The organism is Desulfuromonas svalbardensis, from assembly GCF_055389415.1.
In genome coordinates this window covers 1,654,660-1,668,857 of the sequence record NZ_AP042416.1, presented here as the reverse complement: position 1 = coordinate 1,668,857, position 14,198 = coordinate 1,654,660, and the positions used below count along the sequence as shown (strand labels likewise).

Below are 14,198 nucleotides of genomic sequence, written 5' to 3'. Positions count from 1 at the left end.
ACGCTAAACTATTTAAGACCCCCGACATAAGCAGGGTCAGGCTAATTCGTAGTAGGTCCACGTGAAGTCAGACAGACTACTAGGTCCAGATGTAAGTCCGACAGTCTACTAGCTATATTTTTTCGGGAGGGTGCGATGGGAACCAGAGGGATTGAAATTGTCACCATGGATGTCAACCGGGTGCTAGAGCTATTAAACAAGGCCTTTGCCAATGGTAGACACACGCCATCTCCAGCTTGCACCACAATGACATTACTATGGCGTTAAAAACAGACACCCTGACAGTTGATCGTTGATCGTTGATCAGAGGGCCGTCGGACATTAAGGAGGAATTTATGCAACCAGAGCAATACGTATGCACGGTGTGTGGTTACAACATGGTCGGTTATCATCCGCACCAGTGCCCATTTTGTGGAGCTCGCGACAATACCTTCATCACCGCCCAACGCTGTTCCGACACCTATCACGTACAAACGATACCCGTCAGCGATCATGTCAGCCGCCTCAAGTCAGTGCCAGAACTCGGCATTGAACACTCAGCCTACCGCATCGAGACACCAGAAAAAGTCTACTGGATCGATTGTCCATCCTGTTTCGATACGCACCTAGACGCGGCCAATGTGCTGATGTTTACCCATCATCACTTTCTCGGTGCCTCTAATTTGTACCGTCAACACTTTGGCGCCGATGTGCGTATCCACCGCAATGATAGCGAGCACCTATTGTGTCGCGGCTTCACCTTCGATAACCCGTTCAGCAGCGATTTCAGCGAAAACGGTATTGAAGCGTTTCATATCGACGGCCATACGCCGGGGTTTACCATCTATTTTTATGACGACATTCTGTTTATCTGCGACTACGTTTTTCTCGACGACGGCGTGATGAAATTCAACCCGTTCGGCCCGCTCGATAAAACCATCCTCGGCGGCCATACCATTATCAAACTGTTGCAGGGTCGCACCATCCGCACGGTCTGTGGCTACAATGCCGTGACGGACTACCCCGTGTGGGAACCGCTGTTTAACGAATTACTTGAACAGGTTACGAACTGATTCCAGCCGTGGCAAAATCGCGTTCACCTCACGGCCAGGCTGGGTTGATCCGAGCAAGCACAAACAGGGCAGAGGTAAACCAGCCATGACCATTTCAGCCCGGTTCTCTGCCATTCGCTACCCTTCTCTGCATCCATTCATTTTCCAGCTATCATTAATCATTCCTTTCACTTCAAGCCCATTTGTGCCATCATTCCCACTGCGTTATGACCGTTGTTCACTTACGTTGCATTAAGTATGGGAGATCACTCCATGACAAAACGCAAAAACACAGGCCTAAGCAAATCACTGGTACTCAAAGGGCTACAGTGTCACAAAGCCCTCTGGCTAAAGAAAAACCCACCCGACTTTCACCTAGCACCGCGCCCCGAACTTGAAGCAAGATTTGCTGCCGGCAACGAAGTTGGTGTTTTAGCCCAACAACTGTTTCCCGGTGGGGTTGAAGTTCCCTATGAAGGCCTGCCCTTCGCCGCCCAACTCGCCCGCACCAAACAACTGATCGCCAAAGGCTGCAACGTCATTTACGAAGCCTCGTTCTCGCGCGGTGGTGTGTTTGTTAAAGTGGACATTTTGGTACGCGATGAATCCGTTGGCAACAGCGGCGGCGATGGCGAGAGTTGGCAGATCTATGAAGTTAAAATGGGCACCAGCGTCAAAGAGGTTAACCTTGACGATGTCGCCACCCAATATCACGTATTAACACAATGCGGCCTCAACATCAGCGCCGCCTACCTCACCCATATCAACAACCATTATAAACGCCATGGCGAACTAGACGTTCAACAACTGTTTCGCAGTGAAGATGTCACCGCCGAAGTGGTCGAGCTCCAAGCGCAGCTACCCGAACAACTCGACCAACTACGCGACACCCTGCGCCTCGATGAGGAACCCACCATCGACATCGGCCCATGGTGCACCGCCCCCTTTGAATGCGATTACATCCCCTACTGCTGGCAACATATTCCCAATAATTCGATCTTCGATTTGCGCGGCCGAGGGATCAACAAATTTGCCTACTACCATCAAGGGGTCACCAAACTCGAAGACCTGCCCATTGAGGCACTCAACCCAGCCCAACGCTTTCAACTTGAAGCGACACTCAATCAACAGGACACCACCGACATTCCCGCCATCCGCGAATTTGTCGAGAGCCTGTGGTATCCGCTATGTCATCTCGATTTTGAAACCTTCGATACCCCCATTCCGCCCTTCAATGGCGTGCGCCCGTATCAAAAAATACCGTTTCAATATTCGCTCCATATTCAGCAACAAGCCGGTGCCGAGCCACAGCACTATGAGTATCTTGCTACCGCCACCGCCCACTTTGATCCGCGCCGAGAGTTAGCTGAACAGCTCATTGCTGAAATTCCAGCTGAAGCCTGTGTGTTGACCTACAACCAAGCCTTTGAAAAAAGTGTGCTGCGTGAACTGGCTGAGTTGTTCCCCGACCTTGCCGAAGCTCTCCAGCTGCGTATCGATAACGTGCGTGATTTGATGGTGCCGTTTAAGAAGCGTCATTTGTATCGTTGGCAAATGGCTGGTTCGTATTCGATTAAAGCGGTGCTGCCGGCGTTAGTGCCGGAGCTGTCGTATAAGAGGTTGAGTATTGGCGATGGGCAAATGGCGATGGTGGCTTATCGGGCGATGTGTGATGAGTTGGATTTGGTGACGTTGGCGGAGATTCGGAAGGATTTGTTGGCGTATTGTGAGTTGGATACGTTGGCTATGGTTAGGATTTTAGGGGTTTTGCGGATGGTTGGTTAACGATGGGTAGCGATTATGAACCTGGTAAATTGTCCCCACAATTTATAAAAATAAAATAATAATATCTCACCAAGTTCAAAGATCATTGGAGACACTGTGAACAGCAAATTAAATTGGTTACATCTTTCAGATATTCATTTTAGCCAAAAAACTGAATGGCGTGATGGAACCGCTAGAGATGCTTTACTCGAATATCTTGATGAGATATTCAAAAGCGATAATTCAATACGTCCAGATTTAATTTTCTGTACAGGTGACTTAGCTTTCGGTGAAATAGGCACAGACCCCTTAACTCAACAATATGTTGAGATCGCCAAATTCTTTGATTCACTGCGTTCTATCTGTGGTAAAAGCGATAATCCATTACCTAAAGAACGATTGTTTGTAGTTCCAGGTAATCATGATATTAATCGAAAGAGTATTAATATAGATGCGCAGGAATCTTTGATCGGAAAAGCAAAAGAAGCTCGCAAACACAGCTCGGTGATTAATCAACGCGTAGCAGACCTGTCACCTGAGTTCATCGACAATATCAAACGACTAAATGAATATGTTGGTTTTACCAAAACTCATCTCCCACATCAGTACGACAACAACGGTAGATGTTGCTATACCAATGAAATTGTTATAAATGGAATTATCGTTTGTATTACTGGGTTTAATTCAGCTTGGTCTTGCGCAGGGCCAGAGGATGACCGACACCTTTGGCTTGCTGCCGACTGGCAATTCAATAACGCGAAAAAAAACTCTAAGGATACAAACCTCCGCATCGGTCTAATTCACCACCCGATCGACAACTTCAATGTAGAGGACAGAGACATAGCTACCCGTCGCGTTACCAATGATTTTCATTTTTGGCTACATGGACACAGTCACAACGCCTGGGTAACTCCAACGCCGAGCAATATCACCATAGCCGCAGGTGCTGTTTGTGCTGAGGATAATGAAGAATTTGGAATCAATCTAACATGTCTGGACTTGATTAAATCAACAGGTATTGCACACCTCCATTCCTTCTCTGTAAAAGATAGCGGTTGGGCTATTAAACCAATACCGGGAAAGGCTCCCAAAGCCGAATGGAAATTCGACATTCCAGAAACCCAACACAACCAAAAGCTCCTTGCCGCAGCTACTGTCTCCACTGCAACGTCGCAAGTACTACCGTTATCAGCCAAATACGATACCGCAAACAAAGTCTTCAACTTACCTTTCCGTGAAAAAGGCGAGCAAGTTATCGGCAGAAATGATGCGCTGAGACAACTAAGATGCCAGTTAAACGAAGGGAAGCCAACCTCTGTTGGGCATGCAGCATCATTTGAAGGATTAGGGGGGCTTGGTAAAACACAACTTGCCGTCGAATACGCTTATCGTTTCAGAGAAGAATATACAAATGGTGTCATATGGATCAATGCTGACCAAAATATCGATGCACAACTGACAAACATTGCCGTTTTAGCAAACTGGATTGCCCCAGAAACAGAGCATAAATTAAAACTTGACGTTGCGTTGCACCGCCTTCGTTCCTTTTCCGATTGCTTAATCATTTTTGACAATGTAGATGATTTTGCTGCGATAGAAGAATATTTGCCCCTCCCAATAGCAACGCCTCATATTTTAGTGACAAGTCGTATCCCGTTACCAGGCTTTACACCAATTCAACTTGACCCTCTTAGCGAACCGCAGTCATTAAAACTACTACTCCAAGAAGCAAGCCGTCAAATCACCGCCGAGACAGAAATGGATGCAGCATGTGACATTGTCAAACAGTTAGATGGCTTACCCCTAGCCTTAGAGTTAGCCGGCGGATATCTTCGTCACCGTTCGTCTATGACCTTTTCTAAATACCGGGACCGACTTCTAGATGAACCACTTGATACACTTTCAAAGAGCACTTTTGCAAGCTTCACTAAACATGATGCCGATCTCTTCAAAACGCTTAAAATTGAAGAAGATATTATTCAAGAAGAGCCGCTACTCGAAGATATCTTGCAACTCCTCACATGGAGTGGACCCGCCTCAATGGGATTAAAATCATTATCCACTCTTCTCGGTATCGAAGAAATTAAGCTGTCAGGAGCATTAGCATTCGGCACACAACTAAAACTTCTCCAAAATAACAATGATGATCGCTATGCGTTACATCGTCTGGTACGGGAAGTACGTCGCAATGAAAATCCGTTAGATAGCTCTGGAGAATGGGCAAATGATACGTGCAAGAGGCTCGGAGATTGGCTTGAAGATATGCGCGAAGATTTTCATGCACTCCCTCATTTTGAATCGGAGATTGATCATCTTATTGCATGGCGCTCCAATGTAGAACAACACATACCGGCACATGCGTGCAGGCTTACTTGGCTTCAAGCTTATCCAGCCTATCACAGAGGCCTATATCGCGAATGCCTCAAAATCATCTCGAAAGCAGAAGATATTTACAACTCCGCAGGCTTAACAGACTTAACGCTGCGCGCCAATCTAGATAGCGACCTCGGTTCTACTTATGGATTTTTAGGTAACTATTCAAAAAGCCTAGAATATTTAAAAAGAGGATTAGAACTTCGGGAACCACATCTTGGAAAATTTCATCGTGACACCGCAATGTCGTACAGCAATATTGGCCGCACACTTGATGTATTATATAACCATGAGGAAGCACTTGAATATGAAGAAGTGGCTCTACAAATTAGACAAGCAGTCTTTGGTGAAAACCATCGTGACACCGCAATGTCTTATAATAATATTGGCACTACCTATGGGAGTCTAGAAGATCACCAAAAATCACTAGAATATCAGCAAAAAGCATTGGATATAAATCAAACGGTCCTAGGAGAAAACCATCCAGACACTGCAGGTTCATACAGTTCGATCGGCAACACTTATCGCAAATTAGGCAACAACAACGAGTCAATAGAGTACATTGAAAAAGCTCTAACAATCTACCGCGAAGTTTTAGGTGAAAACCATCCACACATAGCGACTCCATACAGCACTCTTGGAGCTACATACAGTAAATTAAATGATCAACAAATGGCATTAGATTGTGCGAAAAAAGCATTAAACATAAGAGTCGCTGCATTGGGTGAATATCATCCATTCACGGCAATCTCATTCGGAAATGTCGGCAGTGCATATGCCGCCAAGGGAAAGAATCAGGCAGCACTTCAACACCTTGAAAAGGCCCTATCAATTTATAAAAGTGTATTTGGTCAAGAACATCCTGAAACAATTAAAAGCTACCTAAATCTTAGCAACTGTCATTGCAATATGGGAAGATTTGATATTGCTTTTAAATATTTACAAACAGGAAAAAAACTTGCCCAAAAATCACTTCCAAACGCCCATATTTTACTTCAAGAATTCGATGACGCAATAACCAAAGTAAGCAAAAAATATATGCGGCCAGGCTTTCGCCATCAGAAAAAAAAATCAGGAAAAAAGAAAAGGAAATAGGGAACTAAGAGGGGACGGGAAACCAAGAATAAAACCAAAGGCGAAAAGAAGGTCACCATTCTATTTACCAAGGTCAGGCAGAACCGATGCGGTTCGTTGCCCTCACCGCATCCTACTTGTCTGCGGGTCATGTTTTGCATACTTTTGGATGAGATGGATTCAACTGGTCATTGCAACACACCAAATAAACCTTTTATAATGCAAGGGGAATGGTGTCATGCAAAATAAAGATCAAATGAAGGATTCAAAGAAATCCACTATCTGGGAAACAAAAGGGGACATTCTATATCACCAACGTCAACTAAAATAATCCCCACTGCAAAATCAGCAAGTTAAACATGTCGCCCAATTTTGAACGTACCACTGCTGCTATTTCAACACTTGGCGTTAGTCTCACAACTTGGCGAACCTTGAGTTTAATCGTTACAAATATCCGGCATCCCCCGTCCTCAATGGGAGCGGGGCCGCCTCATCATTCCTTATCCAATCTTCAAGATTCCAGTGAGAGGTCCCTGTTTGTCCCGCCCGAGGTCTTTATGCCTCAACGTTCTTGATCGGACTCGTCTCGCCAATGGCTATTTCGAAGGTGGTTTTATACCTTGAAATGGCCAGAATCAAACACTTCGTTTCGCTTCATCATTGTCCATGCCACGATAAGCAGTTTTGCGGCTAATTTGATTCGCATTTTAGTTTTAATGCCGCGTTCTAGTTCTCGCCCTTTGAGTAGTCGGGTAAAGTAGTTTCTGATAGTTTCATCTTGGTAACTGGCAATCAGGGCTGCTTGATATAACCCGTAGCGTAATGCGGCTTTGCCCTGTTTTGAAATTACGGGTACAGCACTGTTGCTTGTTTTACCACTGCGTGATGCGCTTAAATCTAACCCTGCGAGCCGTAACACCTGCTTGCGACTGGTAAAGCGATGGGCATCGCTAATAGCACCAAGGGTCATTGCTGAGATGATTGGCCCAAAGCCAGGGATGGTTATAATGCAGCGGTATGATGAGAACTTCTCTCCAACGTATTTAAGTTGTTGCTCTAAGTCGTGCTTGATCTGTCTGGTATGATGGAGCTGATCAACCATCATCTGTCCTTCCCATGCGGCAGATTCGGGGAGGAAGCAACCGATAGATTGCTGACTTTGTTCCCAAATGGTGCGTAACCGTTTTTCATAGGTAATGGGTCGCCGTGATAGTTTGTATTGTTGGCGAAATGTTTCAAATGGTGTTGCAGCAATATGCGTTGGATCAAAGTCTTTAGCGATAATATCGAGGATCAAACCATCTTGACCGCCTTGAGGCATCTGTTTATCGAGTTCAGGAAAGTATTGAGCTAACAGGTTGTTGCGGATACGCATCCGCAAGCTGTGCTCCTGCTTTTTAAGCTTATTGCGATAAGCGAGGAGACTGCGTAACTCTCTGATGTCATTAGCGGCGAGATCATAGTATTGACAGCGGCTTTGACCGATTAGATCAGCAATGTTCGCAGCATCTTTAGTGTCGTTTTTATCCCAACGACCATCTAAGAGTGATCGGTTATGCTTTACCGCAACATTAGAAACATAAACAACCTGCTCATTGTTACGGATCAGATATTCAGCAAGTGGTTTATGGTAAGAGGCCGTAGGTTCAACACCATACACACACTGCTCTAAAGCATGTCTTGCTACTAAACTACTCGCCATGCCGCGAAGCTTTTGAAACCCTTCAAGATCATTATCAAAAATCAGCCTCTTGTGCAGAGTTTTACCGTTGGCATCACCGAAAAAGGCATGATGGCTACTTTTAGCAACATCAATCCCAACAACCAGAATTGATTTTGATCCACGAATGGTAGAGCGTAGTTGCCGAAACTGTTCCAATCTGTCCAGTTTATCCAACATAAAAGCCTCCTGTTTTGTGGGGTTTGCTTTTATTGTTAGCAGAAAGAACGACCAAAAACAGGCTATTGCTTTTTTATTAATTCGCTTAACTTCCAGGAAGTTAGCTTTGATCGTGAGTCATATATAACGTTCTTGCTTTATTGCTTTAGGAGAAAAGAAGGTAACCATTCTATTTACCAAGGACAGGCAGAACCGATGCGGTTCGTTGCCCTCACCGCATCCTACTTGTCCCTTCCCCTTTGCCTTGGTTCTTTCGACAGGGCGAACCGTCAGACAATGCCTGACAAACCTAACACCAAATAAACAAAGCCAATTCGGAAACTTTCCGAATCGGCTTTCACAACAAACAGCAATTGGTCATGATAAAACCTACGGGGCGATCATCAACTTGCAACCCAAGGCCTCGACAATTTTATTAATCGTATCAAAGCGCGGATTACCATTGTCAGAAAGGGATTTATATAGGCTGGCACGGGTGACTTGTGCAGAACGAGCGAGATCACTCATCCCTTTAGCTCGTGCAGCAATACCGAGAGCATGAATAAAATCGGACTCACTACCTGTAGTAATGGCCTCACTTAAAAACTCATGAATATCTTCATCGGTTTCAAGGTGTTCTGCGATATCAAATCGTTCAATTTTTACAGTCATAATTTACTCCAATTCTCTCAACATTCTCTTGGCTTTTTCAATATCACTTGACTGGCGTGACTTATTACCACCCGTTAGCAACAAAACAACCCTCTCGCCGCGAAGCGTGTAGTAAATGCGTACCCACCACCAAAGGTGCAACGTAGCTCAAATAAGTTTTCGTCGAGTTGTTTATAATCACAAAAGTTATCATTTTCAATTCGTGCTAAACGGAGCAACAGCCTATTTTTACAGGTTTTATCTTTAAGCTGCAAAAACCACTTTTTATATTGGAGTGTATTTTCTAAAATATAATCCATGTTAAAAGTGAATCCCGCAGAGAACACACCGTCAAGATGTAATCTTTATGCCCCCCACTGTCAAAGCAGAACCGCTGCGGTTCGTTGCCCTCACCGCATCCGACCTGAACTAAGCTATCTTGAGTAAAATCTACAAGCGTCGGCCAATGGCCGACCTACCGAAACCAAAGCAACAATGGTTTCAAGGTTTAGTTATTTCGCACCACCCTCCCCCATTTGCCGCAGCCGAACGCAATGAGCGTCATCAGAGCTGCTTGTGCCAAAACTGTCTGAGCGTAGCGAGTTTTTTGGCACACTCTGATATAAGCGATTGAAGTGAGGGAACCCGCAGGGCAAGACAATTGCGGGTCATGTTTTGCCTACTTTTGGATGACGCTAAAAGTAGGGCGACGGTCGGGGGCGCAACCCCGAATTACTTCAGCCGAGGGGTGTTATTATCAGGCTTTCAATATTAATCACGTTCCACAACCTCACAAAATAAGATCAAGTTCGCGAGTCTCGTCTCGCAGCCGACGTACTTTTTTGGTGTGGAGGCTATTGCAGCCACCGAATCTACTGCGAAAAAGTGTGAATGGCCCATATCTCCGATAATCCTCGACAAATAGCCCTGCTATTCGCTCTCAAATTATCAAAAATCTGGTCTCACCCATCCTTTCTCTCGCAACGATCCGTTAACTTCAACAGTCTCCATGCCTCAAAAAAGTAAGCAAAAAACGGCCTTGAAGTTCACACCTGCAGCGGGCCGCATTCTACCTACAATGGTTCACCTTCCCTCTTACATAAACATTGGCGGCTCGTCGGCCTCTCGACCTCCAAATCGGTTTTAATTCGTTATGGCGGCGTAGAATATTTTGGTTGAGTTTTATTATCTAGCTTTAGGGTGGAACCTAACTTGAAAGGAATTACGAAAACTCTAGCTATATAATAGTTTTCCAGTGGTCGGTGACCACTTTTCAATTAGATCAAAGGCAGTGAAGTGCCCCGTTATGCTTCACGAGAAAAAGCCTCTGTTTCCTTTTCTGGAACAAGATCTCGCATGGGATTACGACGATTAAGCGCTTTATTGTGAAGGTAGAACAACAGAGTAAAGCCAGCAACGGCCATGTTGAGATCAAAGAAAACGGTCACTATCGCGGTTCCACTAATCATCAACCCTTCGCGATTGGTAATATAGATTTCACGATCATCATGACGTGAGAAAAAATCCTGCCACTGGTGTCGGTGTTTTATGATCAATTGCTTGAGATAAAGACGCAATGGCATGAAATCAAACACATCATAACCAACCTTGATCAATATACCGACAAACACAGCCTTCGGAATGGCATTGATCCATTCTTGAAACAGAAACATTTCGACCAGAACGAATACCCCCGTCATAATTCCTGCCAACCTGAGGTTGGCCTGCTCCTTCAACATAAGTACTGAACGGATGGTTGCCTGAGCTCCGGGGATACCGCCAACTAAGGCACAGACACTGTTGCCGACGCCTTGAGCCATCAATTCCTGATTTTGGCGAGTTGTTTCGCCACTCATTTTATCGACAACTAACGAAGTCAGCAGCGTATCAAGGTAGCAGAGTACGGCTAACTGCAACGCAAAGGGGAACGCTTTTATCAGGGTTGAAAAGGACCAGTCGCGCGGCCATTGTTGCTCTATTAAGTGGGTAAAATCAGAGAAGTTTTGTAGGTTACCACTGAGCTGTACACGTTCAACGGGGATCTGGAGCACGGCGCAGCCGATACTGACACAAAGGATTGCTAGCAGAGTCGAGGGTAAAAAACGAGAACGGTTGCCAATCACTTTGCGCATTAACGGTGCAAAAACAAAAATGAGCATCAATGTTGTCAAGGCGACCAAACCATTTGCTATACATCCGCCGTGCAGGGCAATTTTTCCGTCCCACCCGAACAAAACATTGAGCTGATCCTGCCAAATCAACAAGGCAATACCGCTCATAAATCCCGATATGACAACATTGGGCACAAAGCGAATAAATCGGCCAAAGCGTAGAACTGCCATGCAGAGCAGGACAAAACCATTGAGCAAAAACACAAGATTAATAAAATGGTCACTATTGGTGATGTGCCCAAGTTGATTGACTTGATCATAGGCATAAGCAACAACGAGAGCACTGACGGCGCTCATGGGAGCTGTTGGGCCTGAGCACTGAACCCGCGTGCCGCCCAACAGGGCAGTAAATAAAGCGATAATACCGGCAGAAAACATACCGGCAAACGCTCCTCGACCAGAAAGAATACCCAGGGCAGCGCCAAGGCTTAAGGCGACAAAGCTGACGGTAAAGCCGATAATAATATTGCGAATGATATTTTGCGCTGGGGAGGAGGACATCAGGCTCTCCGTAGAAGGGGTGTCCAACAAACAGCGTTCTACTCCTAGGGAAAATATACCTTCTAAAGGGATTAATGCAAGATATTTATTACAAAAACATTCGTATAATCAATATGTTAATTAATCTCATTCTCTGGGCAAGCTAGGGTCACTACCCCTTAAAACCAAATTATAAGATCAAGTTCGCGAGTTTCGTCTCGCAGCCAACGTGAGAACTTCAACTGTGTCGTTATACACCAGTGGTCGGTGACCATTGTTCAATCAAACAACAAAAAACTAGGACTCCACCCTTTTGATGTCCACCTCGTTAACTTTACCCATCACCACAGTGATTGATCAAAAATCATACGATAGCGTTAAAAATCGACACGCAATCCAAGCACAATGTTATGGCTAGAGAACTCGTAGTCAACGTCGCTATCAAAGTGTGGATTTTCAGTGGCAAGGTAACGATAATAAACGACTAACTGGTAAGATTCACTCAACGCAGCCGCAACACCTGCACTAAACTGATAGCCAAGCACAGTATCATCGCGACTCAAGGTTTTAGACCAGCCTGTCGCGAGCAAGTCATTTATTTCCACCTTGCTGGCTCCAAGTCCTGCGCCAACAAACGGAGTAAACTTACTGTCATTTAAAAAATCATAATAACCATTCAACAACAGAGACTGATTTGATATAGACCCCTTAGCATCAGCATAAGCGCCTGAAGAGTTCTGGACTTTATCGTAATCATTTTCCTGAAAGACAAACTCACCTTCAAGCCTTAGGTTGTCCCACCTGTATCCCGCAGCGCCACCATAAACCTGCCCCGGATCAAATTTGTTATTAAAACTGCTATTGTATGGCGAACTTCCTGAAATATCTTCGACAAAAGAAGCACCAATGCTGCCCCTTATATAAGGCCCGCTGGACGCAATAGCGACACTTTGAAATATTACAATGATCAGACAAGCAAGCGCTATTTTCACATTAGACCCCATCTTAAACCTCCAGAAGATTTACCATTAAACAAAAAAGACATTAGTAGGGATATGTCAATGAAAGGTACTAGCAGACTGGCGGACTTGAGGCTTCGATAAAACGTACCTCACCCAATTACCGCCGCAAAACGCAATGATCGTCATCGAGCACAGCGCTTTACTTTCCCTCCACTGCAAATGCCTCCGCAGCAGGGATTCCACTTTTAACAGCCTTGATCTGTCGGGAAAGACACATATCACGATCAAGAATATGATGAACAATCCAACTCTTTAAAAAATCAAGCAACTCCACCTTGGCATTCTCACGGCCAAACACCATATTTTGATGAAGATCGAGAACGGCTCGCAAGAAATCATTGTGCTGCTGCATATGTTCTCCAGTATGACGCTCATCAATGGCGACTTCTGCCATCAACTTTTCTTCTTCTGCAAAGTGATACTGAGTGTATGATGCAAGTTCGTTAAACACCTCTGTTAGTGCCTGCAAAGACACGTCATTGCTCGCCACCAACTTAGAAAAATCGTTTGTTACATTTATTAGGTGACGATGTTGCTTATCGACTTCGATCAAACCTGTTTCAAATTTTTCATTCCATTCAAAAGAACTCATTTACATATCTCCAAAAACAAATGGACAATAGTTATCGCAGGTCATTATTCCCTATAATATCAACTGAGTAAACAACTGTTTTCCCACAGTCAACACGCAATTTTCTCGCAATACATGGACGACCATCGGCCCTCAGGGGGCGAAATATGCTAACCAGAACAAAATAAATCCGAACGAAATGAGCGTCATCAGAGCCGCTTGTGACAGAACGGTTTGAACGTAGAGAGTTATTTGGCACGCTCAGGTGGGTGTTAGGCTTAAAGAACCGTAGCGAGAAATTGGCTGTTTGAGATCAGATTTATGAAAATTTGAGAGCGAATAGTTCGCCTATTCGTCGAAGATTTGAATGAATATGAGCCAAACAGACGACTTCGTCGTAGTTTTTTGTAAGCCTGACAGCTACCTAATGTAAGTGATTGGAGGGAGGGAACCCGCAGGGCAAGGCAATTGCGGGTCATGTTTTGCCTATTTTTGGATGACGCTAAAAGGAGGGCGACAGTCGGGGGCTCAACCCCGAATTACTTCAGCCAAAGAATGTTATTTTCACCATTCCTAAGTTGATCACAACCACAACCACACAAACCAAGATCAAGTTCGCGAGTTTCGTCTCGCAGCCGACGCTGAAGCCTAAAGGATATCAATTGTTTTGCCGGACGAAAAACGGCCCCCCCCCTATTTTCAGGTGCTAAAGTACCTTTTCATGGTAAAAATGGTTATTCTAAGAAAAAACTCAACAACGCACACCAATACAAAAAAGGGAACGTTATGAACATTTCAGCGTGGTTAGATCAAAAGCTTATCGATAACGCCGATTTTTCGCAGCTCGAACTACCCTCACAGATGACCTACGATGAAGACCCTAACGAGATTGTTTATTTTGAGGAGTATGATCCGTGCGGAATTTTGTGTGACAAGAATCATCCGTTTTCAACGGTTGAGCGCTATGGTCATTGGTATTACTGTCGCGGGCAGGATAAAAAAGCGGGTATCCATTCGGCACTCATGCAATGGCGACTGTTTACCAAGGACAGGGAACTTGCGGTGCAAACGGCTAAAGAACATATTGAGGAAAACTAAAAGCGTCGGCCAGTGGCCGACCTACCGAGACAACAGCAACAATGGTTTTAAGGTTTAGTTATTTAGCACCACGCTCCCCCATTT

Annotated in this window: 11 protein-coding genes; 5 read left to right on the top strand and 6 right to left on the bottom strand. The window is 44.9% G+C overall.

What is annotated here, in order from left to right; genetic code table 11:
* The first annotated feature begins 135 nt into the window (after positions 1 to 135).
* A complete protein-coding gene (locus ACZ5KY_RS07520) occupies positions 136 to 267 on the top strand; it encodes a hypothetical protein (protein ID WP_464243277.1) in 132 nt (43 codons plus the stop codon).
* A gap of 68 nt (positions 268 to 335) precedes the next feature.
* The gene (locus tag ACZ5KY_RS07515) at positions 336 to 1,052 is read left to right on the top strand and encodes an MBL fold metallo-hydrolase (RefSeq protein WP_464243276.1); all 717 of its coding nucleotides are present in this window, start codon (positions 336 to 338) and stop codon (positions 1,050 to 1,052) included.
* Here ACZ5KY_RS07515 and ACZ5KY_RS07510 read toward each other — a convergent pair.
* Positions 1,029 to 1,166, bottom strand: a complete 138-nt coding sequence (locus tag ACZ5KY_RS07510; RefSeq protein ID WP_464243275.1) for a hypothetical protein — start codon at positions 1,164 to 1,166, stop codon at positions 1,029 to 1,031. The two genes, ACZ5KY_RS07515 and ACZ5KY_RS07510, sit on opposite strands and share 24 nt — an antisense overlap.
* Before the next feature lie 138 nt (positions 1,167 to 1,304).
* On the opposite strand from ACZ5KY_RS07510, the gene ACZ5KY_RS07505 reads away from it, so the two are divergent.
* Both ACZ5KY_RS07505 and ACZ5KY_RS07500 read left to right on the top strand, forming a co-directional pair.
* Complete coding sequence (locus tag ACZ5KY_RS07505; RefSeq protein WP_464243274.1) at positions 1,305 to 2,816, top strand: DUF2779 domain-containing protein; 1,512 nt, start codon at positions 1,305 to 1,307, stop codon at positions 2,814 to 2,816.
* A 96-nt stretch (positions 2,817 to 2,912) separates the two neighbouring features.
* Positions 2,913 to 6,263: a tetratricopeptide repeat protein gene (locus ACZ5KY_RS07500; RefSeq protein WP_464243273.1), complete on the top strand. Its 3,351-nt coding sequence runs from the start codon at positions 2,913 to 2,915 to the stop codon at positions 6,261 to 6,263.
* Positions 6,264 to 6,855: 592 nt separating this feature from the next.
* Here the strand turns inward: ACZ5KY_RS07500 and ACZ5KY_RS07495 are convergent.
* From ACZ5KY_RS07495 to ACZ5KY_RS07475, 5 genes are all read right to left on the bottom strand, one after another.
* Positions 6,856 to 8,142 (bottom strand): IS110 family RNA-guided transposase, encoded by a 1,287-nt coding sequence (locus ACZ5KY_RS07495; protein ID WP_464243272.1) that lies wholly within the window; start codon positions 8,140 to 8,142, stop codon positions 6,856 to 6,858.
* A gap of 369 nt (positions 8,143 to 8,511) precedes the next feature.
* Positions 8,512 to 8,793, bottom strand: a complete 282-nt coding sequence (locus tag ACZ5KY_RS07490; protein ID WP_464243271.1) for an addiction module antidote protein — start codon at positions 8,791 to 8,793, stop codon at positions 8,512 to 8,514.
* A gap of 1,283 nt (positions 8,794 to 10,076) precedes the next feature.
* A complete protein-coding gene (locus tag ACZ5KY_RS07485; protein ID WP_464243270.1) occupies positions 10,077 to 11,444 on the bottom strand; it encodes a SulP family inorganic anion transporter in 1,368 nt (455 codons plus the stop codon).
* 356 nt (positions 11,445 to 11,800) lie between these two features.
* Positions 11,801 to 12,427 carry an outer membrane protein gene (locus tag ACZ5KY_RS07480; RefSeq protein WP_464243269.1) on the bottom strand — a complete coding sequence of 209 codons (627 nt, stop codon included), beginning with the start codon at positions 12,425 to 12,427 and terminating at the stop codon, positions 11,801 to 11,803.
* Positions 12,428 to 12,584: 157 nt separating this feature from the next.
* Positions 12,585 to 13,037: a bacteriohemerythrin gene (locus ACZ5KY_RS07475; RefSeq protein WP_464243268.1), complete on the bottom strand. Its 453-nt coding sequence runs from the start codon at positions 13,035 to 13,037 to the stop codon at positions 12,585 to 12,587.
* Between the two features lie 765 nt (positions 13,038 to 13,802).
* Between ACZ5KY_RS07475 and ACZ5KY_RS07470 the strand changes: the two genes are divergently transcribed.
* A complete protein-coding gene (locus ACZ5KY_RS07470) occupies positions 13,803 to 14,114 on the top strand; it encodes a hypothetical protein (RefSeq protein WP_464243267.1) in 312 nt (103 codons plus the stop codon).
* Positions 14,115 to 14,198 lie beyond the last annotated feature (84 nt).